Genomic DNA, 22929 nt, shown 5'->3' with positions numbered 1-22929 from the left:
GAGAACGACCGAGAACACACGACGCCCCCGTCGCTACCCCCGCGTGAACGGCAATCCCGACAGGAATGCCTCGACCGCACCGCGGTAGAAGTCGGGGGCGTCGTCGTGCACCAGGTGCCCGGCTCCCACAGCGGCGATGTGGGTCGCGGAGTCGTTGACCGAGGCCATCTTTCGCATCTGTCCCGGTGGGGTGACGCCGTTCCCGGCTTCGATCAGCAGCGTCGGCACGCCGACGGCGCGCCACTGGCCCCAGAATTCTCGCTGTCCCCACTCCTCCGCGATGGCCGCCCACACGTCGAGGTCGCCGTGCAACCGGCCATCGTCGAAGGCGTCGTAGAAGTAGCGTCCGGCGACCGGGCCGAACAGTGCAACCGCATTCCGTTCGTCGTCGAATCGCTCGGGCCACGACTGAAACCACGGTGTCCAATTGGCGGTGGTGCGGCCGCGGAAGTCCGGCGCCATGTCCTCGATGACGAGCGCAGAGATCAGTTCGGGGTAGGCGGCGGCGGTGCACCAGCCGTGCAGGCCGCCCATCGAATGCCCGATGACCACGGCCGGTCCGAGGTCGATCCAGGTGAGGATCTCAGCGAGATCGGCGACGAAACGTTCGGTGGAGATGTCTGGATCGGCCGAGGCATCACGGCCGGTATGAAATGCGGCGTCGAAGGTGAACACCCGGCCGTGCCGGCGCAGCCACGGGATCTGACGGCGCCAGGTGCGGCCGCGGCCCATCAGGCCGTGCACCAGGACGATGGGACCGACGCCCACGTCCGGATCGTCCACGCCGAGCCCACCATGATCGAGTAAGCCCAGGTCGGCGGCGGGAATCGGCACGCACCGAGGTTACCCGGGCGGTCCACACCTGCTCCGCAGCGCCACTCCGGGCCCTGGTGGCGGCTCCGGCAGCGACAACCGCGCCCCAAGGCCCTACTCGACGCAGCGCGGAGGTGATTAGGGTTGATGCATGGCAGTAGTGAAGATCAACGCAATCCATGTCCCCGAAGGCTCCGGCGAAGAACTCGAGAAGCGTTTCGCCCACCGCGCCCACTCCGTCGACGGCTCCAAGGGTTTCCTCGGATTCCAGTTGCTGCGCCCGGTCAAGGGCGACGACCGGTACTTCGTGGTGACGCAGTGGGAGTCCGACGAGGACTTCCAGGCGTGGGCCGCCGGACCTGCCCGCGAGGCCCATGCCGGTGAACGCGCCAAGCCGGTCGCCACCGGCGCGGATCTCCTCGAGTTCGAGGTCGTCCTCGACGCCAAGCCCAGCTCCTGAGCATCCTCAGCCCGATGTTCCCCCTCGGCAGCGCGCTGCTGCCGGGGGAACGTCTACCTCTGCGGGTCTTCGAACCCCGCTATCGGCAGATGCTCGACGACTGTCTGTCCGCGGAGGCACCGCCGTCGCCTCTGGTGCCGGATGACGCGCACGGCTTCGGTGTCGTGCTCATCGAACGCGGCCACGAGGTGGGCGGCGGCGACACACGGACCGGCATCGGCACGTTCGCGACCATCGACACCGTCGTCCGCGATCCCGACGGCCAATCCCTGTTGTCCTGCACCGGGACCTGGCGGTTCCGCGTGAATCGGTGGCTGCCCGACGACCCGTACCCGCGCGCCGACATCACGCCATTGCCGGAACCTCCCGCCGACGACGCCACCACCGCGGCCCTGGTAACACTCGGCTCACGCATCCGTTCCCTCATCGAGGATTCCTTCGCCCGCCGCGACCTCCCGGTCGGTGACGACATCCCCCGTTTCGACGCCGCCGACCTCGAAGAGGTCGGCATCTTCGGCTGGGCGGCGCGGCTGCCCTTCGGCGCCGCCGACCGCCAGGCCCTCCTCGAGGCCGGCGACGGCCCCGCCCGCCACCACGTGTTCGACGACGCCATCACCACCCTCGAGGCCCGAATCCGTTTCGGCGGGTGAGCGACTTCGTCATCCCCGTCGACTCGAATTAGAACGTGTTCTAGTATTGGTTGTGGAGTAGTTCACACCCCGCCGCGCGCATCGCCGCGTGCACGCGGACACAGGCATTAGGCGAGGAGCACCTTCATGACCGACACCGTCGAGGCCGTGCACACCGGCATCGGGACCGACCAGAGCGCGCTGTACATCGGCGGCACATGGGTCGCCCCGCATTCCACCGAGACACTGGAGGTGTTCTCCCCCGCCACCGGCGAACGTATCGGCTCGGTCCCGCTGGCCGACGAGACCGACGTCGACACCGCAGTGCGCACCGCCCGCGAGGCGTTCACCTCCGGCGTGTGGTCGGCGACACCGGCTGCCGAACGCGCCGATGTCCTCGATCGGGTCGCCGATCTGATCGACGCCCGCATCGACGAGATCGGTGCGGTGGTGTCGGCGGAGATGGGCGCCCCGCCGAGTGCGGTGGACATGCTGCAGAAGCTGCCCGGCACCGGCGTGCTGCGCGCCTACGCCAACGCCGCCCGCGAGTACGCCTGGGAGGAGTACCGCACCGGCATGTTCGGCACCACCCGCATCACCCGCGAACCGGTGGGCGTGGTCGGCGCGATCACCGCCTGGAATGTCCCATTGTTCTTGGTGTGCAACAAGTTCGGCGCCGCTCTGGCCGCCGGCTGTTCGGTGGTGCTCAAGCCCGCACCGGAAACCCCGTTGACCGCCAACCTGATTGCCGAGATCTTCACCGAGGCCGGCGTGCCCGAGGGCGTGATCTCGGTGGTACCCGGCGGCACCGCCACCGGCGAAGCGCTCGTCGCCCACTCCGAGGTCGACAAGATCACCTTCACCGGATCGACCGCCGCGGGCAAGGCGATCGGCGCGGCCTGTGCCCAGTCACTCAAACGGTGTTCGCTGGAGTTGGGCGGCAAGTCGGCGGCCATCGTCCTCGACGACGTTGACGTCGCCGCCAACATCGGCATGCTGGTGTTCCTCGGACTGTTCAACACCGGGCAGGCCTGCGTCGCCCAGACCCGGGTGCTGGTGCCGCGCAGCCGCAAGGACGAGATCGTCGCCGCGATGGTCGAGGCCGCCAAGGCGATGAAGGTCGGCCTGCCGACCGACCCGGAGGTCCAGCTCGGCCCGGTGATCAGTGATCGGCAACTACGGCGGATCGAGGGTTACATCGCCGCCGGCAAGCAGGCCGGAGCCACCGCAGCCCTGGAAGGCGGGCGGCCCGAGGGACTTTCCGCTGGCCACTTCCTCACCCCGACCATCTTCACCGACGTCACCAATGACATGGTGATCGCGCAGGAGGAGATCTTCGGTCCGGTGCTGTCGGTGATCACCTACGACGACGTCGACGAGGCGATCGCCATCGCCAACGACTCCGACTACGGTCTCGCCGGTTCCGTGTGGACCTCCGATGTGGAACGCGGCATCGAGATCTCCGGCAAGATCCGCACCGGCACCTTCGGCATCAACTTCTACGCCATCGACCCCGGTTCACCGTTCGGTGGGTTCAAGAGCTCCGGCATCGGCCGCGAATGCGGCCCCGAAGGGCTCGAGTCCTTCGTCGAACACAAGTCGACGATGCTGCCGATGGGCTACGACCCGCAGTGACGTCGAGTGGGCGCCCGTCTCCGTCGAGTGGGCGCCCATCCCCGTCGAGTGGGCACATTACTTCTGTAGTGCCAGAACCTCTTTGGTGAACTCGCCCTCGTCGATGCGCGTGCTGCGGCCGTCGGCGACGACGACCTGCCCGTCGACCATCACGGTGTCGACGATGCGGGGTGATCCGGTGGTCAGCACCGAGGCGCCCGGGTCACGGACCGGCAGCGTCGCATAGTCGCGGTCGAAGCGGATCAGCGTCAGATCCGCCGGATCGCCGACACTCACGCCGCCGATGATCTCCGGCAGCCCGAGGGCGACATTGGCTCCGCCGCAGGCGATGTCGAGCATCTCGCCAAAGCCGAGCAGGTCGGCGCGTTTGTGCATGGCACGCTGCAGGTAGGCGGCGACCCGGAAGGTCTCCAGCATGTCCTGGGTGTCGTTGCTGACCGCACCGTCGACGCCGAGTCCCACCGCGAGCCCGCGGTCGAGCGTCTGCGGGATCGGGGCCACCCCGCTTCCGAGACGCATGTTGGACAACGGGTTGTGCGACACGGCAACTCCGCGTTCGGCGAGAATCCCCTGCCCCACGTCGTCGAGTTCCACACAGTGCACGGCCAGCACCCGATCCCATAGAAAGCCTGCGCCGTCGAGGTATTCGACGGCGCCGACGCCGGCGTGTTCAAGGCACATCCGGTCGTCGGTGGGGGTCTCGAGCAGATGGATCGACACCGACATGTCCCGCACCTGCGCGAACTCCCGTAGGTGCGTCATCCCGTTCTCGGTGAGCGAGCGCGGATTCGGCACTGCGAGCGCCATGCTGATCGGTGAACCGGCCACCTGGTCCCGGAGGTGATCGATGTGATCGCACACCTCATCGAGCGGTTGCATCAATCGCGGTTCGAAACCCCACTTGCGCGTGGCATCGGGACGGTCGGCGACGCCACGTCCGAGCACCGCGCGAATCCCGGTGTCACGCAACGCCTGGATCACCGCACCGTGCACCTCGTCGTCGGGGTGCGGCCACATGTGCTCGACGACGGTGGTGGTACCCGAACGCAGCGCCTCGAGGCAAGCGGCCACCGCGGCGGTGTACGCCCGCTGCGGGGTGATCGCCACCGACTCCTCGCCGACGGCGAGCAGCCATTCGAGCAGCGGCGTGCATTCTGCGATGCCCCGCATCAACGACTGCTGCAGATGCGTGTGGGTGTTGACGAATCCGGGGATCAGATACCCACCGGAGCGGATGTCCGCGTCCGACGGTGTTGCACCGGAACCGGTCTCGTCGATCGACTCCACCACACCGCCGGTCACCCGGACGTCCCGATGCGACAGCCACATGCCGCCGCTGTACACGGTGACGTCGGAGAAAACGGTGTCGCTCATCGCTTCTTCTTGTCGAAGTTGGCCGACAGGCGTGCGGCGATGTAGTCGGCGGCGGTGATCGGCTCGTACTTGCCTGCCGCACTCTCGATCAGCACGTCGGTGTTGGCCTGCGCGAAGTAGGCGATGGTGTAGCGCGGCCCTTGGTACTCGCCGCGGCGCGGCGCGCACACCCGGTGGAAGTTGGACGGTAGCCGGTCATCGGACCAGCGCATCAGCATGTCACCGATGTTGCAGGTGATCGCCTCGTCGGATGGCTCGACCGGCGTCCACGCCTGATCGGCCGCCTCGGCGCCCGGCAGCACCTGCAGCCCTCCCTGACCAGCGCGCTGGAACAGCAGCGTCAAGGCGTCGAAGTCGGTGTGTGCACCGGCGCGCCACACGTTGTCCTGATCGAGCATCTCGTCGGGGAAGGCGTAGTAATGCAGCAGGCGCAGCGTCGACTGATAGGTCGACGACGCGGGATCGTGTGCGCGCGTGAAGAAGTCACGGTCGAAGCCGAGCTTCTCGGCGAAGCAGCCGAGGATGTTCATCGCCAGTTCCCAGCAGCGGTGTTCGAAGTCGAGCAACGTCGCCCGGAAGCCGGCGAGCTCGTCCTCCGACGGCCACAGCCCATCCATCCGGGGCAGGGTGACCTGATAGGACTCCTTCTGGTCCGGTGTCCCGACCGACGGCCGGACCTGGCTCATGAACTCCCAGCCCGCGTTGGTGCCCTTCTTCAGCGGGAACTGCTCCTTGACCTCGCGGGGCAGCGCGAAGAACGTCTCGGACATGTCGAAGGCGTGTTGCACCGTCGCCAGGTCGATGCCGTGATCGACGACCTGGAAGAATCCGATATCGGTTGCCGCCGAACACAGTTCGTCTGCGATTTGTGCACGCCGATTGTCGAAGTCGGCGAGGCTGATGCGCCGCACCTCGCGGTCGGTGGTTTCGGTACCCAGAGCACCCATCGCGGCTTCGCGATTGAGTTCGGTCATGTCGTATGAGGACGTATTCGTCATCGTGGTGATCTCTCTTGTGCGAAGAGAGCGACATGCGCTTTTCAACGCAGCGACCTGAGAGAAAGGCCGCGGCGGACGCGAACACCCGGACTCGTGCCGACTGCTACATACGCTCTCGTGGGGAACAGACTAGCCTGCGACGACCCGGCTCGCCACCCGAGGCCGCGACCCACGATGCACCCGCGCCGGCAAACAGCACCGGCGTCAGGGCGTCGGCGCCGTCGACGCCTCCGGAACAGCGGATTCGGGGACCGCCGGAACCGACGACGCCGGGGCACCCGACGACGCCGACGATGCACTCGGCGCGGGCAGCGGCACGGCGCCCGACGGTGGCGTCGACACCTGCGAGATCCGGCTGCGGAAGGAGTCGTCGGTGATGATGTCGATGTTGTCGATCAGCCAGCGGCCGTCGGTGCGGACCATGCTGAAGGTGAGACGGCTCGGATCGACGCGGATGAGGTCCTTGCCGCCACGACTGACCGACTGATTCATGAAGATCAGCACCGTCGCGGTGTCCCGGGTGTTGGTGACGACGCCGGCGTCCTGGATCACCGCCTGCGACACCACCTGCTGCTGCTTCACCCCGTCGACGAAGTTGATGTCCTGTCCGGGAATGGGGTTGGCGATCAGCTTGTCGTACTGGGACTTCGCCGACCCGGTGACCACCGACTGCGAGCGCGCCACATGGTCGGCAACATTCCCCGGATCGTAGCCGAACATCGTGGTGGCGTACGACTTTGCGGCATCCAGCGACTCGTCACGTGAATCCTCGGTCCAGCGTGCGTCGAGATACCGGTAGCCCAGGGTGACCGCCAGCGCGGCGGATGCGACGACGAGCAGCGCGACGACGCCGGCGACGACCTGCGAAACCCGAAGGCGCATCATGTCACCCACTCGAAGCTGGTCATCTTCAGCTCACCGTTGATGCGGGTGATGTCGATCTTCCACCGGAAGGTCTGAACGATGGTCTCCTCCTGCGGATTCTCCGGCTTCATCTGCCAGCCGTACACCAGGATGACGGTGCCCTCGTCGTCGGTGGCCTTGGTGACGGCGTCGCTGATCACCGTCGACTTCACATCGAGGTTCTGGTCCCGGATGAGGGAGACCGCCTGCGCCATCGAGTCCTTGAGCCGCTGCTGCGCCGCTCCACTGGTCCGGTCGGTCATCGTCTTCATCGCCGCGTCCACGTTGCCGGGATTGAGGCTGGTCATGGTGACGGTCATCTGCTGGGCGAAACTCGAGTACTCCGCCCGCAGGTCCCGTTGATGCTGGACACGTCCGTAGGCGATCGTGAAGACGGCGGAGGCGACCAGACAGCCGACGATGACCAGTACCGACAACGACATCGCGACCAGGTAGACAACCGAGCGGTCCGAACGCCGACGCAGGGCCGACACCTTGGCGACGGGTGCGGGTTCGGCGGGCTGGGCGGCGGTGCGTCGACGACGACGCTCCCGGTAGCTGAGCCCGGCCGACAGGTCATCGGGGTCGGTGGTGGTGTCCGCCGACCATGCGCGCTTGGTCAGATCGACGGTGGCCTTCTCGGGTGCGGTGGCCTCGACGTCGGCGGACTCATCCGCGGTCGGTTCGTCGACCGCGACATCCGCGTCGGGCTCGGCGACGGGCACCGCGTCGGGCTCGGCGGCCGGCGTCGTGGCGGCCGGGGCGCTCTTCTTGCCGGACTTACGGCGCCGCAGTGGTGCAGAACGGACCGGTGCAGATCTGACCGGTGCAGCCCGGACGGGCACCGGCGGGACCCGTGCGGCCTCGTCCGGTGCCGCACCCTCGGGTGCGGCGTCCTTCGTCGACGTCACCGGTCGGTCACCGCCCCGGTGATCAGACTCTCCCATGACGTGCCCTGTCCCTGCTCGTTGTCCTGCGTCCCGCTGCCCTGTGTCCCGCTGCTGCCCTGTGTACCGGTTGCCTGCGCCCCGGTGCCGGCGTTGTAGGTACGTCCGTCGGGGCCGATGAAATCTCCTGACTCCGGATCGTACGTGGTGCCGTACACGGCGGTTCCGTCCTGCTGATCGGACGGCGTTCCGGGAGTCACGTAGCCGGCGGGACGGGGCAACAATCCGGGAATGCCGTTCGGGAACGGCACCACCCGATTGCTCAGCGGCTTGTAGCCGGTGGCGCACTCGGCGGGTGTGGGCGCCCGCCGCCCGGGGAACTCGACGCACGGGAAGTTACGCGCACCGCGGACCGCGATCTGTGAGTTCTGCGGTACCCGGCACAGCATGCCGGGCGGCAGGTCACGCGCGGTCTGAACCGCCGGTGAACGCCATTCCGACGGCGGCAGATACCCGATGGTGCACGGTGGCGGATCCTGAAAGCCGAGCGAGAACTCGACGCTCGGGCCGTACCGTGGGTCACCCGCGTTCAGCGCGGTGAGCAGGGCATTGATCAGCCGCGGATAGATCACCAGGATCTGTTGCAGATTGGGCAGGTATACCGCGGTCGTCTTAGACACCACGTTCAGATTGGCCAGCAGCAGCGGCAACGACTGATCCATCGAGGCGAAGAACTCCTGCGCCGACGCCGCGGTCGCCGGACCCTTCTGCAGCAGGTCGGTGATCTCCGGATTGTTCGCGCGCAGTTGATCGGTCACCTTCACCGCGTTGGCGGTCCACGCCCGGATCTGCGCGGCGGTCGCCGACTGGGTGGCCATCAGCGGTCCGGCCTGACGCACCAGGTCGATGGTGACGTCGGCGTTCTTGTCGGCGTCGTCGACGAGCAGGATCATCGAATCCATCAGACGCCGTAGATCTTCGGCGGTCCCGTTGAATGCGGTGAACGCCTCGTCGATCAGTGAGCGCAGGTTGGTGTCACCGACCTTGTTGAGCAACGCGGTGGCCTGATCGAGGACCGCCGAGATCTCCACCGGTTGGTCCTTGGCCGACACCGTCGCACCATCGGCGAGGAAGTCGGTACTCGAATCCCCGCTCGGCGGAGTGAATTCCACATACTGCTCGCCGACCGCGGACACGCTGCGCACGGTGACCTCCGCATTCGTCGGGATGTCGGCCGAATTTTCGATGACCAGTTGCGCGGTGACGCCGTCCTCGGTGAGGCTGACCGATCTGACCTTGCCGACGTTGACGCCGCGGAAGCTCACGTTGGCGTTCTGGTAGAGCCCGCCGGTGTTGGGCATGTTCAGGGTGACGGTGTAACGCCCGACGCCGAACATCGCGGGAACGCGGACGTAGTAGATCGCCATGGCGACCATCGCGATCACGGTGATGATGGCGAAGAGGATCAACTGGATCCGGACGAAGCGGGTGATCTTCATCAGCGACCACCTGCCGGGGTGGATGGCGCGGTCGCCGGAGTGCTTGTCGGCGAGGGTGTCTCATCACCGGATTGCAGGGGCGAGGTGAACGGGTTGAGGCCGCGGCCGGCGGCACCGGCCGGTTGCCCGGCGACCGCCGACGGTCCGACGACTCCCACCGAGCGCAGGATGCTGCGCTGGAGCTTGGGAACGGTGAGGTCGAGCACGAGGTCGGAGTTGACGTAGTCCCCCTTGACGATGGTCGGGATCATCTCCTCGAGGAATGGGAAGGTCAGCAGAATTCGCAGCGACCCGGGAAGTCCTGGTCCGGCGTCGGCGAGACCCTGGAACGCCTTGGCCATGTTCGCGATGATGGTCTTGATGTCCTCGGAGTTGGCGTCGAGGACGTCGTTGGTGGTCGACGAGAGTTTTCCGACAGACGCGAGCGCCGAGATGAACTGCTGGCGTTCGTCGTTGAGCAGCTTCAGGATCTCCGGGCCGTCCCGCAGTGCCTTCTCCACCGTAGGCGTCTGCTGATTTATCACCGTGGTGAGCCGGTCGAGGCCCTCGGTCGCGCGAATGATGTTGTCGGTCTGTCGATTCAGATCGCCGACGAGCACCGTCAGCCGCGGGATCAATGCCCGGATCTGGGCGTCGCGCCCGTCGAAGATCTGACTCATCTCGTGCACGATGTCACCGAACTGCGAGAGGCCACCACCGTTGAGCACCACCGACAGCGCACTGAGCACCTGCTCGGTGGTCGGGTAGTTGCAGCCCGGAATCTGTTGTGCGGAGTTCACATCGGCGACGGCGTCGTCGGTGGGCTGCGCGATGTTGACCGGCGTCGGACATTTCGGCAGCGGTATCTGGTCGCCGGCCTGCAGGTAGCCGTTCTGGGCCTGTTCGGGTTCGACGATCTCGAGGTGGGTGGAGCCGAGCACGCTGGTCATCCCGACCATCACGTACGAGCCGTTTGGCACCTTGACACCGGGGTTGAGCCGGATGTCGACCTTCGCACTCCAGTTGGGCTCCACCGAGATGTCACCGATACTGCCGACCGTGGCGTCGTTGACGAGGACCGGCGCGTTGTTCACCAGTCCGGCGGCGCTGGGGATCACCGCGCTGATCTGATACGAGTGTTCTCCGGTGCCCTCCGCGCCGGGCACCGGCAGGCTGTTGACGCCGTCGAAGCCGCAGGCCGAGGCCAGCGCGGCGGAGGTGGCGACGAGTACCGCGGCCCGCAGACCACGCCCGCGACGCGAAGAAATCCGCGACGTCCTGCGACCCATCACCCCTCACCTCCCCACGGGACCAGCAGATCGGCAAGCGGCCCACCGCCGTTGGCCTTCCGCGTGGCCGCATCCTGGTCTCGGATCCCTTGTTGCGCACGCGCCTGTACGCTCGTGTTCTGATAGGTGATCTGGTCCGGGGTGGCGTTGATGCCGTTGACCGGGTTGGCCATGAACGGCGGATAGGCCACCACGATCGACTGCAGGATCGGGGCGAGGGTGTCGACGCATTTGTCGATGTCGACCTGACTCTGTCCGGGCCGGTTGTTGGCCTCCATGGTGCCGCACAGCAGGGTGATCAGGTTGTTGCCCATACCGAGTCCGAAGACGCCCGACAACGATCCGGTCAGCGGGTTGTAGATGTTGTAGAAGTTGGCGAGCTGATTGGGCGACGAATGCAGCAGCCCCCGCATCTGCTCGTCCTTCTCGGCCAGAATCCCGGCCGTCTGAGCCAGTTTCGACACGGCGCCGTTGATGGCGGACTGGTTGGTGTCGATGAACTTCTGCACGTCGGTCATCGCCGAATCGAGGTTGTGCAGTGCGCCGTCGAGGGATTCGGTGTTGTCGGCGAGGACGTCGGTCACCGAGGCGATGCGACCGTTGAACTGCACCAACTGTTCGTGGCTGGTGGACAACGCATCGGTCAGCTTCTGCAGATTCCGGATGGTGGCGAACAAGTCGTCGCGGCCGGAAGCCAAGGTGCCCATCACATCCGACAGTTCGGTGATGGAGGTGTTGATGGATTCCCCGTTGCCCTCGAGGTTCTGGCCGGCAACGTCGATGGCGCGGGCGGCGGTACCCGGGTCGGCACCCTGCGGCCCGACGGCCTCGGTGAGGCGCTGCAGTTGCGCCTTGACCTGATCCCATTCCATCGGGACGGCGGTGTGATCCATGGTGATGTCGGCGCCGTCGGACAGTTGCGGACCACCGGAGTACACCGGTGAGAGTTGGACGAAGCGACCGGACACCAGGCTCTGGGCGACCACCACCGCCTTGACGTCGGCGGGCACGTCGACGTCCCGGTCGATCTCCATGTCCACCTTCACATCCCCGGTGCGCGGCGTGATGGCGGTGACGCGTCCGACGTTGACGCCGATCACCTTCACCGGATCGCCCTCGTACAGTCCGGTGGTGGTGGCGAAGTAGGCGGTGAACCGTTTGGTGGTGGCGCGGTGAAAGCCGATGTAGGCGGCCGTCGCGAGCAGTGCGAGCAGCACCACGAGCGCGGCGACCTGCCAGAACCGCTTCCCCATCCCGAATCGTCTGGTCATCTCAACCACCTGACCTTGGCGTTGTATTCGGGGTCGCCGGCGGGGGCGTGGGAATCGTCGGGCTCGGCGCCGGCGCCGGGGCGGGGCGAGAGCCGGCACCCGGCGCCTGACTCCACGCGTTGGGCAGCAACGGGAATCCCGAATACGCAAACGCCTGAGCGACTTCCGGATACTTCTGCTGGAGCACCTTCATGAAGGTCGCCGTGTAGTCGCCGAAGGTGCTGACGCCGACGAGAGAATCGAAGTTGGGGCCGTTGGCGACCGATTCGCCGAGCGCGTTGGCGAAGGGCCCCAGGCGATCCACCGTGTTCTTCAGGTTCTCCTCGTTGTCGTTGAGGATATCGAGGACCGAGTTGAACTTGTCGAGCGCCGGGGCGAGTTCGGCATTGTTGTCGTTGATGAACCCACTGATCTGAGCGGCCACATCGCGTGTCCCGGTGATGAGCTGGGCGATGGCCGCACGCCGGAACTGCAGTTCGCCGAGCAGCAGGTTGGCGTCGACGAGCAGCTGGTTGATCTGCTGGTTGCGGGCGCCGAGGATCTCGCTGACCCCGTTGGCCTTGGCCAACAGGGCGCGCAGGGCGTTGTCGCGGTCGGCGACGGCCTTGGACAGTTTCGCGACGCCGTCGACGGCGCCCTGCACCTGATCGGGGGTGGCCGAGAAGGTCACCGACAGGGTGTCGAGGGCCTTGTTGAGCTTGGTGGTGTCGGTCTCGGCAAGCGTGGACGTCGCGTCGTCGAGCGCGTCGGTCAGCGAGTATGGGGCGACCGTGTTGCGGTAGGCGATCTCGCCGCCCGGTGCGATCCGTCCCGGCCCGTGCGGGATCACGGTCAGGTTGCGACGCCCGAGGACGGTCTCGGTCTTGATCGCCGCCTGCGTGTCGGTGCCCATCGACACGGTGTCGTTCATCCGGAAGCTCACCGCCGCCTTGGTGCCGTCGTCGGTATCGGCCAGTTCGATGCCCTCCACGGTGCCGACGGTCACGCCGGCGACGATCACCACGTCACCGGTCACCAGACCGCCGGCGTCGTCGAAGTAGGCGGTGTAGGTGCTGATCGGGGAGATGAGCGGCAGCTTGTCCATCTGCAGCGCGACGACGACCACCATCGCGGTGACCACGACGCCGATGACGCCGATCTGCCGGCGGGTGCGCCCACCACGCTTGTTCTCGCGTGCCACATCCGCCGAGTCCGACTCGGAGCGGTTGCTGCGGAAGAGGTTTCCGAATGATCCACTCATGATTGCGTCGCACACCTCCCCCCGGCCTTGGTGGTGTCGCCCATGACGTCGTTGGAGGTGAAGAAGTACTGCTTGCCGTCGGGTCCGCTGAGCAACAACCGGATCCGGCAGAAATAGATCTGCAGCCAGGCACCGTAGCTGCCGAGGTCGGCAAGCATCTTGTAGTCGGTGGGCAACCGGGGCAGCAGCGACCGCAGGTACGGCTCGGCCTGCAACAGCGTGCCCGACGCGGTGCCGATGCTGGTCAGCGTCTGATGTAGTCCGGGGCGGGTCGCCGCCAAGACGTCGGTCAGCGAATCGGTGACCTGCGCGGTCTGGGTGATCGCGTTGCCGATGGTGCCACGTTGCGCCGACAGCCCGGTGATCAGCATCTGCAGCTGATCGAGGCTGGTGTCGAGTCCGCGCCGATCCCCGTCGAGGGTGCCGAGCACGTCGTTGAGGTTGTCGATGACGCTGCCGATCAGTTCGTCGCGGTCACCGAGCTGATTGGTGAACGACGCGGTGTCGGCGAGGAGTTTGTTCAGCGCCGGGCCCTGCCCCTGGAAGACCGCGACGAGCGAGGTCGACAGGTCGTTGACCTCGTTGGCGTCCAGCGTCCGGAACAGTGGTTTGAACCCGCCGAGCAGTTTGTCCAGATCGAGGGCGGGCTCGGTCTGCGAGACGGGAATGGTGACGCCGGAAGACAATCGGTCGTCGGGATCGCCGGGTCCCTGCTGCAGTTCCAGGTACCGATCCCCGGTGAGGTTCTGATATCGGATCAGTGCCCGCACCGACGTCGGGACGGTGTACTTGTCGTCGACGCTGAAGCTCACCTGCGCCTCGTTGTCGGGGGTGAGTGACACGTCATCGACGGTGCCCACCTCCACGCCGGCGATCTTGACCTTGCTGCCGGGTTTGATCTGCGAGGCGCTGGTGAACAGGGCCTTGTAGTCATCCGAGCTGCCGGGTCGGTAGTTGCTGAAGACGACGACCAGCCCGATGAAGACCAGGACCATCACGATGGCGAACGCACCGAGTTTGATGAGGGTCGCGCGGAAGGCGCGGGCGCGGTTATCCAAGTGCCGGCTCCCCGAACAGCAGGTTGAACAGCTTCTGCCGGTTGACCTTTGGTGTCGTCCGCGGCTGATACGGGACCGGCGCGTTGTCGGTGACGTAGAAGTCGGTGTGCACGGTGGTGTTGGGATCGCTCAATCCGCCTGCGCACGTGGGTGGTGCGGCCGCTCCGACCTCCGGCAGGCTTTCGGGGTAGGTGTAGGGCTCCTTGCCGGGCAGCAGACCCGCGTACAGCTGAAGCATGCCGTTGTTGCCGCCCATCAACGGTTTGGCCATGTCCGCGGCGGTCGCAGCGGTCCGCAGGAAGCAGGAGATGCCCGGTGACTGATACCCCAGCAGTTGGGATACCGGGGAGAACTGCGTCAGCGTCGCCATCAGGTCGTTCTTCGACGGCACCAGCACGTCGTCGTTGATGGTGTCGGCCATCCCGGTGACGTTGATCAACAGCGAATCGAAGTTGGAAGCGTTGGCGCGCAACGTGTTTCCGGTGTACACCGCGTTGTCGACGGTGCGCATCAGATCACCCATCACGTCGCCGTAGACGTTCGTGACGGTCGCGGTCTGCCGGATCAGCTCATTCAGCTCAGGCAGATGCGGATTGGTCTTGCCCAGCAGATCCGACAACTGCGCCAGCGCGTTGCCGATCGCCTCACCGCGCCCGGTGAGCGCGGTGTTGACCGCACCGACGGTGGCATTGAGCTTCTCCGGTTGCAGATCGGCGAGCACCGTGACGAGTTGCTCGTAGACGGTGTTGAGTTCGACGACGACGTGATCGGCGTCGAGAACCTGGCCGGGTTGCAGCCGGCCTTCCGCCCCCGACTGCGGCACCTCGAAGTAGACCGACTTGGCGCCGAACACCGTGTTCGACTTGATGGCCGCGGTCACGTTGCCGGGGATCTGCGACATCTGATCGGAGTTGATATCGAGGACGAGCACCGCCTGATCGCCCTGTTCGGTAATCGATTTCACGCTGCCGACCTGCACTCCACGTAGGCGCACCTTGGCATCGGGGCTCATCACCAGCCCGGCGCGTGGTGCCTGCAGGGTGACGGTTTCGGTGGAGGCGAACCAGCCCAGGAAGGATCCCGATGCCGCTGCGATGATCGCGATGAGGGCGCCGACCATGATGACCGCCGCGATCTTGCGCGTGGTGTTGCTGCGTTGTTGTCGTTTCGCCATCGCTCAGCCCGCCAGATTGAACTTGCCGTCGGAGCCGTAGATGGCCAGCGAGGTGAGCAGGGTGATGATGACGACGACGACCAGCGACGCACGGACCGCGTTGCCGACCGCGACGCCCACGCCGACCGGACCACCGGTGGCGTTGTAGCCGTAATAGGTGTGGATGAGCATGACCGCGATGGCCATGCAGATGGCCTGCACGAACGACCAGAGGATGTCCGAGGGGATCAGGAAGGTGTCGAAGTAGTGGTCGTAGACGCCCGGGGACTGCCCGTAGAGGACGACGGTGGCGAACCGGCTGGCCAGAAATGACGCCAGGGAGGCCAGCGAGTACAGCGGGATGATCGCGATCATCCCGGCGACGATGCGGGTGCTCACCAGGAACGGGATCGAGGCGATGGCCATCGTCTCCAGCGCGTCGATCTCCTCGCTGACCCGCATCGCACCCAATTGTGCTGTCGCCCCGGCACCGATCGTCGCGGCGAGTGCGATACCGGAGATCACCGGGACCGCGATGCGGACGTTGATGAAGGCGGAGAAGAAGCCGGTGAGCGCTTCGACACCGATGTTGGCCAGCGAACTGTAGCCCTGCACCGCGATGGTTCCGCCGGTGAACAGGGTGAGGAACCCGACGACCACGACGGTGCCGCCGATCATCGCCAAAGCGCCTGTGCCCATGGAGATCTCGGCGATCAGCCGCAGGGTTTCCTTCTTGTAGAGGCGGACCGCGCGCGGTATGGAGACGATGCTGTCCCAGTAGAACAGCGCCTGATCGCCGATCTGGTTCCAGTCCTCACCGGCGCGTTTGACCGCGACGCGCGCGGTGCGCAGCCGGGTGGTGAACGGAAGGACCATCGATTCAGCCCGCCGTCGCCTTGAGACCGACCGCGGTGACCACCACGTTCACCACGAACAGCGCCATGAAGGAGTAGACGACGGTCTCGTTGACGGCGTCGCCGACACCCTTGGCGCCGCCCTTGACGTTGAGGCCCTGATAGCAGCCGACCATACCGGCGAACAGTCCGAACAGGGCGGCCTTGACCATCGAGATCATCAACTCGCCGAACCCGGTGAGCAGGGTCAGATTCGCGATGAACGCACCCGGGTTGACGTCCTGCAGATAGACCGAGAAGACGAATCCGCCGCCGATGCCGATGGTGCAGACCAGGCTGTTGAGCAGCAGTGCCACCCCGGTGGACGCGATGATCCGGGGGACGACGAGTCGGTGCGTCGGATTGATGCCGAGCACCTTCATCGCGTCGATCTCCTCGCGGATCGTGCGGGCCCCCAGGTCGGCACAGATGGCGGTGGCGCCGGCGCCGGCGACGATCAGCACGGTGACGATCGGACCGATCTGGGTGATGGTGCCGAGTGCGGCTCCGGCACCCGAGAGGTCCTGCGCACCGATCTCACGCAGCAGGATGTTGAGGGTGAAGCTGACGAGCACGGTGAAGGGGATGGCGACGAGAACAGTGGGCACCATCGACACGCGTGCGATGGCCCAGGATTGCTCGACCGTTTCACGCCACTGGAACGGGCGGCGGAACAACTCGCGCGTCGAGTCGACGCCGAGTGCGACGAAGTCACCCACTCCGTCGAGGGGTCCGGCCAGCTTGTTCAGCACAGCACTCCTCACGACTCGTACAGCACACAAAAGCTACCATTGAAGACCGCGCCAGTGGGACGATCGACCCACTGGATTCTCTCACCCCATCAGTCCGCTCGCCGAGAAGGTTCGGCGCGGGTCGCGGTCGGCGAAGTAGGACCCCAGGGTCTTCGCGAGATCGTGGGCGTCCCAGGCATCCCCGTCTGCGACGAACACATGGTCCACGCTCGGTGCGGCCATCACCATGACCCGAGGACCGTACACGACGAAGACCTGGCCGGTGACCGAATCGGAATCCGCTCCGGCAAGGAATTGCACAAGCCGGACGACGTGCTCGGGGTCGAGTGGGTCGATACCGTCGGTGGGCGCCTCCCCGAACACCGCCGCCGTCATCGCGGTCCGGGCGCGCGGACAGATCGCGTTGGCGCGGACGCCGTAGCGTACGAGCGCGCGCGACGCAGACAGCGTCAGCGCGGTGATGCCGGCCTTCGCGGCACCGTAGTTGGCCTGGCCCTCGGGGCCGAGGAGCCCGGCCTCCGACGCGGTGTTGATGAGGCGGCCGTACACGGGCGCGCCGGCGGCCTTGGATTGGGCGCGCCAGTAGGCGGCCGCGTTGCGGTTGAGCAGGAAATGCCCGCGCAGGTGCACGCGGATGACGAGATCCCAGTCGTCGTCGCTCATGTTGAACAGCATCTTGTCGCGGACGACTCCGGCGTTGCTCATCACCACGTGCAGGCCGCCGTGCTCTTCGGTGGCGGTGCGCATGATCTCGGCGGCGGTCGCCGAGTCGGAGATGTCGCCGGCCACCGGGATCGCGGTGCCGCCCGATGCGGTGATCGTGTCGATGACGTCGCTGGCGTCGAGTGCCGAGGCGAGGTCGTTCACGACGACGGTCGCTCCCTGTGCCGCCAGTCCCAGGGCCTCGGCCCGGCCCAATCCGGCTCCTGCGCCGGTAACGACGGCAACCTTGCCCTCCAACGATCCAGTCACGCGAGACCTCCCCTTGACACACACCGGCGAACAGAAACTAGAACCTGTTCTAACAGGTTAGTCGGTGCGGCCGTACCTCCGGGGCGGTTTCGTCAGAAACTCACTCCTCGATTGAGAGCGCGGATTTGGGGCAGCTCGCCACCACCTGACGGAGCTCCTCTTCCCTGCCCTCGGGAACCTCGTCGGAGAGAATGACCAGGTAATCGTCATCATCGAGGTCGAATATGTCGGGTGCCATCCCCACGCAGATGGCGTTGGACTCGCAGAGGTCGAAATCGGCCTTGATCTTCATCGCCTGACACTCCTTTTGCATGCGCCCGCTGGTTGACGGGCTTCGTCAAACAGGTTAGAACGTGTTTCAGATATTGGCGAGTGCCGTTGCATTCGCCGACTATCGGCGCCACCGATGAAGGAGCATTCCATGCGCATCGCCTACACCGACGCACAGGCAGACCTAAGACGCGAACTGCGCGCCTACTTCGCCGGCCTGATGACCGAGGAACGTCGGGCCGCGTTGTCCGGCGGTGACGGCGAACTCGGCGAGGGTGATGCCTACCGTGACGTCGTACGTCAGATGGGCACCGACGGCTGGCTGGCACTGGGATGGCCGGAGGAGTTCGGCGGCCAGAACCGCTCGATGATGGATCAGCTGATCTTCACCGACGAGGCCGCGATCGCGGGTGCGCCGGTGCCGTTCCTGACTATCAACTCGGTGGCGCCGACGATCATGCATTACGGCACCGATGAGCAGAAGTCGTTCTTCCTGCCGAAGATCGCCGCGGGCGACCTGCACTTCTCGATCGGTTACTCCGAACCCGGCGCGGGCACCGATCTGGCGGGGCTGCGCACCACCGCAGTCCGCGACGGTGACGACTACGTGGTCAACGGTCAGAAGATGTGGACCTCGCTGGTCGCCTATGCCGATTACATCTGGCTGGCGTGCCGCACCGATCCGGACGTGCTCACCGAGGAGGGTCGCGCCCGCGGACTCAAGCGGCATCACGGGATCTCGGTGCTCATCGTCCCCGCGGACGCGGAGGGTTTCAGTTGGACTCCGGTGCACACCATGTCCGGCGTCGACACGAGCGCCACCTACTATTCCGACGTGCGGGTGCCGGTCACCGCGCGGGTCGGCGACGAGGGACGCGGCTGGTCGCTGGTGACCAATCAGCTCAACAACGAACGCGTCGCCCTCTGTAGTGCCGCACCGATTCAGACCGCGTTGCGCGAGACCGTGGCATGGGCGCAGCAGACCAAGACCGGCGACGGCAGCCGGGTGATCGACACCGACTGGGTGCGGCAGAACCTCGCACGGGTGCACGCGAAGGTCGAGTTCCTGAAGTTGATCAACTGGAAGATCGCGTCCGCGGCCAGTTCCGGGGGCGCACCGAGCCCCGCGGATGCCTCGGCGACCAAGGTCTTCGGCACCGAATTCGCCACCGAGGCATACCGTTTGCTCATGGAGGTGATCGGTCCGGCCGCCACCATCCGCGCGGACAGTTCCCATGCCCGGCTACTCGGCCGGGTCGAGCGATTCCAGCGCACCTCGCTGATCCTCACGTTCGGCGGCGGCACCAATGAGGTGCAGCGCGACATCATCGCGATGGCCGCGCTCGGGCTACCGCATCAGCGACGCTGAGACAACCCCTACTTCGAGAGCAGGACAATGGATTTCACGCTGGATGAGGCCACCCTCGACATTGCGGGGTTGGCCCGTGACATCGCCTCCAAGGTCAGCACCGACGAGCGGGTCGCCGAGTTGGAGGCCGCGGGTCGTATGGACGACGTGCTGTGGCGGGAACTCGGCGCCGCCGGACTGTTGGCACTCGAATTGTCGGCCGACGCCGTCGATGTCGACGGGTTGAGCATCGTCGAATCCGTCACGGTGGCAGAGCAATTGGGACGTGCACTGGCGCGTGTCCCGTTCGGGACGCATGCGGTGGCAGCGCTACCGGTACTCGCGAAGACCGGATCGTCGACGCTACGCGAGTCGCTGCTGGCCGCCGCCGCGACCGGCAAGAAGATCCTGACGGTGGCGTTCGAGGAGGAACTCGGTGCCGATGTCCGTGCGCCACAGGCCACGCTGTCACGGAACGACTCCCGGTGGGTGCTGTCGGGCACCAAGGTCAACGTGCCCTACGCCGCCGAGTCCGCGGCCATTCTGGTGAACGCGGTCTCCGACGACGGGGTGCGGGTGGTCGCCGTGGCGAGTACCGCTCCCGGGGTCGGCATCACCGACACCCCGGTGACCGGCAAGACCCCGACATTCATCGTCGACTTCGACTCGGTTGTGATCGACGACGATCATGTCCTCGCCGGTGGTGGCGACACCGTCGCCGAGGTGGCCGACCGCATGACCTTGGCGGTGTGTGCCGATCAATCCGGAACGGTCTCTCGTGCAATGGAATTGACCGCCTCGTACGCCGTCGAGAGAGAGCAGTTCGGTCGCGCCATCGGGTCCTTCCAGGCGGTGGCGCAGCGTCTGGCCGACGGATACATCGACGCGCAGGGCTTGTCATTGACCACCACCCAGGCGGCGTGGCTGTTCGCCCGCGCCGACGACCTCGACGACGGTGACGACGTCGGGATGGCCATCGCGACCGCCAAGTTCTGGGCGTGCGACGCCGGACACCGCGTGGCCCATACCGCCGTCCACGTGCACGGCGGCGTCGGCCTCGACACCACGCATCCGGCGCACCGATACTTTCTGCGCGCCAAGCAGAACGAGTTCACGATGGGTTCGGCGCCGGTGGTCCTCGAGTCCATCGGCGCGGGGCTGGCATCGGCGCCGGCGTGACCGAAGCGGGGCAACTGACGGCGTCCACCGCGACGATCTCGTCGTTGCTCGCCGCACTCGCCGACGTCGACGACCGCGGGATTCATCACGAGAATGGCTTCACACCGTTCTCCCGGTATGTGTCGGACGCGCGCCTGTGCGCGGGCCGGTTGCGTGCGCGTCTCGATTCTGAGCGGCCACCCCATGTCGGCGTATTGCTCTCCAACACCATCGAATTCGCCGTTCTTGTCGCCGCCGCGGCGATCGACGGATTGGTGATGGTCGGACTCAACACCACTCGCCGGGGTGAGGCGCTGGCCGCCGACGCGGGGCGCGCCGACTGTCAGTTCGTTCTCGTCGACTCCGAGACGGCCGATCTGGTCGATGGCGTGGACATGGGGATGGCGGTTCTCGACGTTGCCGAGGTGTTCGGCGGCGAGTCTCCTGCGGCCGACAGCGTGGGTATTCGGGAAGTCCTCCCGGACGAGTTGCTGATGCTGATCTTCACGTCCGGAACCACCGGCGAACCGAAGGCTGTGCGATGCACACAGCGCACCTTTGCCGCTGCGGGTGTGATGCTGGCCGAGCGCTTCTCGATCGGCGCCGACGACGTCGTCTACCTGTCGATGCCGATGTTCCACTCGAATGCGATGATCGCGGGGTGGTCGGTGGCGTTGGCCGGTGGGGCGTCGATCGCGCTGCGGCGCAGGTTCTCTGCACGCGGATTCGTCGAGGATGTGAAGCAGTACGGGGTCACCTACGCCAATTACGTCGGCAAGCCGCTGCACTACATCCTGGCGACCGAGGAGCAGGACGACGACGCGTCGACCCGTTTGCGGATGGTCTATGGGAACGAGGCCTCGGCTGCCGACCGAGACCGTTTCGCGCGGCGCTTCGGTTGCCGCGTCGTGGACGGATTCGGGTCGACGGAGGGTGGTGTGGCGATCACCCGCACTCCGGACACACCCCCGGACGCGCTGGGACCGTTGACTTCTCCGACGCAGATCGTCGACCCGGAAACCGGTGCACCCGTAGCAGCCGGACAGGTTGGCGAGTTGGTGAACGGTTCCGGTGCAGGCCTGTTCAGTGGCTACTACAACGACCCGGAGGCCACGGCCGAACGGATGCGCGGCGGCGTGTATCACACGGGCGACCTCGGCTGGGTCGACGACGCGGGCTTCATTCACTTCGCGGGCCGCCTCGGCGATTGGATGCGTGTGGACGGCGAGAACCTCGGCACCGGCCCGATCGAACAAGTCCTGCTGCGCCACCGTCTGATCCGCCAGGCCGCGGTCTTCGGCGTACCGGTCGAGATCGGCGACGAGATCGAGGCCGTGCTGGTCTGCTCGGACCACCTCTCCGCCGCCGACTTCCGCGACTTCCTCTCCGCCCAGCGGGATCTGGGTCCAAAGCAATGGCCGCACCGGGTTCGGAAGGTCGAATCGCTCCCCGAGACAGCGACCTTCAAAACCGTGAAACGCCATCTACGCGAGACCAACACACCACCCACCTGGGTCCGCACCAACGGCCATTACGTCCCACCGGTCGAGTAGCGCGACCTTCCCACCCCGCGGATCGAGTGCGCGCAACCCGCGCCGGTCGAGTGCCGACAAGCTTGCGAGTCGGTGTATCCGTCGGGCCGAGCTCGTCGAGGTCGAGACCACTCCGCTATTCGGGAGCGAAACCGAACCAGCGCCAACCGAACCCGCCCCTGTGGACACCGATACTCCTCATCCCCAACCAGTTCCGCGCCGATCAGTTTTGTCGGTGGTCGTCGCTACACTTGACTGGAGTTCAGTTGAGCGACCGAGAGAGGGGGTGAACATCATGGCCGACACCACAATTCGCACGACTACCGCGCCGGAACTGTCGATGACCGCCGCCGACGCCACCATGATCGATCACCTCCCCGCCGAGCAGGCCACCGCCCTGGCCCGATCGTTGCAACGCCAAGAACGACAACTGATCGCCCGGAAGGTGCTCTCCGCAGCCCGGATCGGGCACACCGTATACGACGAGATGCTGCTCTCGGGCCATCAGACCAACGCGCACACCACCGGTGCGGTCGACAAAGCCGCCACCGGCAAGGTGTCCACCGCGCTGGGTGTGTCGGTACCGCAGGCAACGGCGTGGATGAGGTTGAGCTTCCTGCTGTCGACACTCCCGACGGTGACCGCGGCGTTCTTGGCCGGTGACCAGTCGCTGGAGCGTATCCGCATCATTGCCGACGAGATCGTCGTCCTGTCCGATGACGATGTGCGCGCGTTCGCCGAAACCCGTGCACTGCAACTGGCGATGCGTAATCAGGCGGATACGACATTGCGGGATCAGGTTGCCGAGATGGTGAT

21 protein-coding genes and 1 pseudogene are annotated in these 22929 nt (G+C 66.1%); 7 read left to right on the top strand and 15 right to left on the bottom strand.

Going from position 1 to position 22929, the window contains the following annotated elements; all coding sequences use genetic code 11:
* Nucleotides 1-33: 33 nt before the first annotated feature.
* Nucleotides 34-834: an alpha/beta fold hydrolase gene (locus tag ACWETB_RS22000; protein WP_452213646.1), complete on the bottom strand. Its 801-nt coding sequence runs from the start codon at nt 832-834 to the stop codon at nt 34-36.
* A gap of 130 nt (nt 835-964) precedes the next feature.
* On the opposite strand from ACWETB_RS22000, the gene mhuD reads away from it, so the two are divergent.
* The 3 genes from mhuD to ACWETB_RS21985 all read left to right on the top strand — a co-directional run bounded on the left by mhuD (nt 965) and on the right by ACWETB_RS21985 (nt 3537).
* Nucleotides 965-1273, top strand: a complete 309-nt coding sequence (mhuD, locus tag ACWETB_RS21995; protein ID WP_348806621.1) for a mycobilin-forming heme oxygenase MhuD — start codon at nt 965-967, stop codon at nt 1271-1273.
* A gap of 14 nt (nt 1274-1287) precedes the next feature.
* Nucleotides 1288-1923, top strand: a complete 636-nt coding sequence (locus ACWETB_RS21990; protein WP_449741622.1) for an LON peptidase substrate-binding domain-containing protein — start codon at nt 1288-1290, stop codon at nt 1921-1923.
* 126 nt (nt 1924-2049) lie between these two features.
* Entirely contained in the window at nt 2050-3537 is a 1488-nt protein-coding gene (locus ACWETB_RS21985; RefSeq protein ID WP_449741623.1) for an aldehyde dehydrogenase, read from the top strand.
* Between the two features lie 57 nt (nt 3538-3594).
* Here the strand turns inward: ACWETB_RS21985 and ACWETB_RS21980 are convergent, their stop codons facing one another.
* The 14 genes from ACWETB_RS21980 to ACWETB_RS21915 all read right to left on the bottom strand — a co-directional run bounded on the left by ACWETB_RS21980 (nt 3595) and on the right by ACWETB_RS21915 (nt 18097).
* Nucleotides 3595-4911 carry an amidohydrolase family protein gene (locus ACWETB_RS21980; protein ID WP_452213643.1) on the bottom strand — a complete coding sequence of 439 codons (1317 nt, stop codon included), beginning with the start codon at nt 4909-4911 and terminating at the stop codon, nt 3595-3597.
* Nucleotides 4908-5885: an isopenicillin N synthase family dioxygenase gene (locus ACWETB_RS21975; RefSeq protein WP_452213641.1), complete on the bottom strand. Its 978-nt coding sequence runs from the start codon at nt 5883-5885 to the stop codon at nt 4908-4910. Before ACWETB_RS21975 ends, ACWETB_RS21980 begins: the two co-directional genes overlap by 4 nt.
* Before the next feature lie 228 nt (nt 5886-6113).
* Nucleotides 6114-6794 carry a hypothetical protein gene (locus tag ACWETB_RS21970; RefSeq protein ID WP_449741626.1) on the bottom strand — a complete coding sequence of 227 codons (681 nt, stop codon included), beginning with the start codon at nt 6792-6794 and terminating at the stop codon, nt 6114-6116.
* Entirely contained in the window at nt 6791-7723 is a 933-nt protein-coding gene (locus ACWETB_RS21965; protein WP_449741627.1) for a hypothetical protein, read from the bottom strand. Before ACWETB_RS21965 ends, ACWETB_RS21970 begins: the two co-directional genes overlap by 4 nt.
* Nucleotides 7720-9198 carry an MCE family protein gene (locus ACWETB_RS21960; protein WP_452213638.1) on the bottom strand — a complete coding sequence of 493 codons (1479 nt, stop codon included), beginning with the start codon at nt 9196-9198 and terminating at the stop codon, nt 7720-7722. Before ACWETB_RS21960 ends, ACWETB_RS21965 begins: the two co-directional genes overlap by 4 nt.
* Nucleotides 9198-10466 carry an MlaD family protein gene (locus ACWETB_RS21955; RefSeq protein WP_452213636.1) on the bottom strand — a complete coding sequence of 423 codons (1269 nt, stop codon included), beginning with the start codon at nt 10464-10466 and terminating at the stop codon, nt 9198-9200. Before ACWETB_RS21955 ends, ACWETB_RS21960 begins: the two co-directional genes overlap by 1 nt.
* The gene (locus ACWETB_RS21950; RefSeq protein WP_348806612.1) at nt 10466-11737 is read right to left on the bottom strand and encodes an MCE family protein; all 1272 of its coding nucleotides are present in this window, start codon (nt 11735-11737) and stop codon (nt 10466-10468) included. The genes ACWETB_RS21955 and ACWETB_RS21950 overlap by 1 nt, the downstream gene beginning before the upstream one ends.
* Before the next feature lies 1 nt (nt 11738).
* Nucleotides 11739-12977 (bottom strand): MCE family protein, encoded by a 1239-nt coding sequence (locus tag ACWETB_RS21945; protein ID WP_348806611.1) that lies wholly within the window; start codon nt 12975-12977, stop codon nt 11739-11741.
* Nucleotides 12974-14035 (bottom strand): MCE family protein, encoded by a 1062-nt coding sequence (locus ACWETB_RS21940; RefSeq protein WP_348806610.1) that lies wholly within the window; start codon nt 14033-14035, stop codon nt 12974-12976. The genes ACWETB_RS21945 and ACWETB_RS21940 overlap by 4 nt, the downstream gene beginning before the upstream one ends.
* Nucleotides 14028-15209, bottom strand: coding sequence for an MCE family protein (locus ACWETB_RS21935; RefSeq protein WP_348806609.1), 1182 nt, complete (start codon nt 15207-15209; stop codon nt 14028-14030). Before ACWETB_RS21935 ends, ACWETB_RS21940 begins: the two co-directional genes overlap by 8 nt.
* A 3-nt stretch (nt 15210-15212) precedes the next feature.
* On the bottom strand, nt 15213-16064 hold the full coding sequence (locus ACWETB_RS21930) for an MlaE family ABC transporter permease (RefSeq protein WP_348806608.1): 852 nt from the start codon (nt 16062-16064) through the stop codon (nt 15213-15215).
* A gap of 4 nt (nt 16065-16068) precedes the next feature.
* A complete protein-coding gene (locus ACWETB_RS21925) occupies nt 16069-16833 on the bottom strand; it encodes an MlaE family ABC transporter permease (RefSeq protein WP_348806607.1) in 765 nt (254 codons plus the stop codon).
* Between the two features lie 81 nt (nt 16834-16914).
* The gene (locus ACWETB_RS21920; protein WP_449741630.1) at nt 16915-17805 is read right to left on the bottom strand and encodes a 3-oxoacyl-ACP reductase; all 891 of its coding nucleotides are present in this window, start codon (nt 17803-17805) and stop codon (nt 16915-16917) included.
* Between the two features lie 100 nt (nt 17806-17905).
* A complete protein-coding gene (locus ACWETB_RS21915; protein WP_348806605.1) occupies nt 17906-18097 on the bottom strand; it encodes a ferredoxin in 192 nt (63 codons plus the stop codon).
* 129 nt (nt 18098-18226) lie between these two features.
* Here ACWETB_RS21915 and ACWETB_RS21910 point away from each other — a divergent pair, with 129 nt between their 5' ends.
* From ACWETB_RS21910 to ACWETB_RS21895, 4 genes and pseudogenes are all read left to right on the top strand, one after another.
* Complete coding sequence (locus ACWETB_RS21910; RefSeq protein WP_348806604.1) at nt 18227-19444, top strand: acyl-CoA dehydrogenase family protein; 1218 nt, start codon at nt 18227-18229, stop codon at nt 19442-19444.
* 27 nt (nt 19445-19471) lie between these two features.
* A complete protein-coding gene (locus tag ACWETB_RS21905) occupies nt 19472-20602 on the top strand; it encodes an acyl-CoA dehydrogenase family protein (RefSeq protein WP_452213631.1) in 1131 nt (376 codons plus the stop codon).
* Nucleotides 20599-22134 (top strand): AMP-binding protein, encoded by a 1536-nt coding sequence (locus ACWETB_RS21900; RefSeq protein WP_449741631.1) that lies wholly within the window; start codon nt 20599-20601, stop codon nt 22132-22134. Before ACWETB_RS21905 ends, ACWETB_RS21900 begins: the two co-directional genes overlap by 4 nt.
* Before the next feature lie 274 nt (nt 22135-22408).
* Nucleotides 22409-22929: pseudogene (locus tag ACWETB_RS21895) on the top strand (HNH endonuclease); the annotation flags it as partial.

The organism is Gordonia sp. NPDC003950 (assembly GCF_053605205.1).
This window is presented reverse-complemented; position numbering and strand designations above follow the sequence as displayed.

Coding starts and splice junctions, on each gene's coding strand:
- mhuD (WP_348806621.1), top strand. CDS start 965: ATGGCAGTAGTGAAGATCAACGCAATCCATGTCCCCGAAGGCTCCGGC.
- ACWETB_RS21915 (WP_348806605.1), bottom strand. CDS start 18,097: ATGAAGATCAAGGCCGATTTCGACCTCTGCGAGTCCAACGCCATCTGC.
- ACWETB_RS21980 (WP_452213643.1), bottom strand. CDS start 4,911: ATGAGCGACACCGTTTTCTCCGACGTCACCGTGTACAGCGGCGGCATG.
- ACWETB_RS21910 (WP_348806604.1), top strand. CDS start 18,227: ATGCGCATCGCCTACACCGACGCACAGGCAGACCTAAGACGCGAACTG.
- ACWETB_RS21985 (WP_449741623.1), top strand. CDS start 2,050: ATGACCGACACCGTCGAGGCCGTGCACACCGGCATCGGGACCGACCAG.
- ACWETB_RS21935 (WP_348806609.1), bottom strand. CDS start 15,209: ATGGCGAAACGACAACAACGCAGCAACACCACGCGCAAGATCGCGGCG.
- ACWETB_RS21975 (WP_452213641.1), bottom strand. CDS start 5,885: ATGACCGAACTCAATCGCGAAGCCGCGATGGGTGCTCTGGGTACCGAA.
- ACWETB_RS21945 (WP_348806611.1), bottom strand. CDS start 12,977: ATGAGTGGATCATTCGGAAACCTCTTCCGCAGCAACCGCTCCGAGTCG.
- ACWETB_RS21930 (WP_348806608.1), bottom strand. CDS start 16,064: ATGGTCCTTCCGTTCACCACCCGGCTGCGCACCGCGCGCGTCGCGGTC.
- ACWETB_RS21990 (WP_449741622.1), top strand. CDS start 1,288: ATGTTCCCCCTCGGCAGCGCGCTGCTGCCGGGGGAACGTCTACCTCTG.
- ACWETB_RS21950 (WP_348806612.1), bottom strand. CDS start 11,737: ATGACCAGACGATTCGGGATGGGGAAGCGGTTCTGGCAGGTCGCCGCG.
- ACWETB_RS21905 (WP_452213631.1), top strand. CDS start 19,472: ATGGATTTCACGCTGGATGAGGCCACCCTCGACATTGCGGGGTTGGCC.
- ACWETB_RS21955 (WP_452213636.1), bottom strand. CDS start 10,466: ATGGGTCGCAGGACGTCGCGGATTTCTTCGCGTCGCGGGCGTGGTCTG.
- ACWETB_RS21960 (WP_452213638.1), bottom strand. CDS start 9,198: ATGAAGATCACCCGCTTCGTCCGGATCCAGTTGATCCTCTTCGCCATC.
- ACWETB_RS21970 (WP_449741626.1), bottom strand. CDS start 6,794: ATGATGCGCCTTCGGGTTTCGCAGGTCGTCGCCGGCGTCGTCGCGCTG.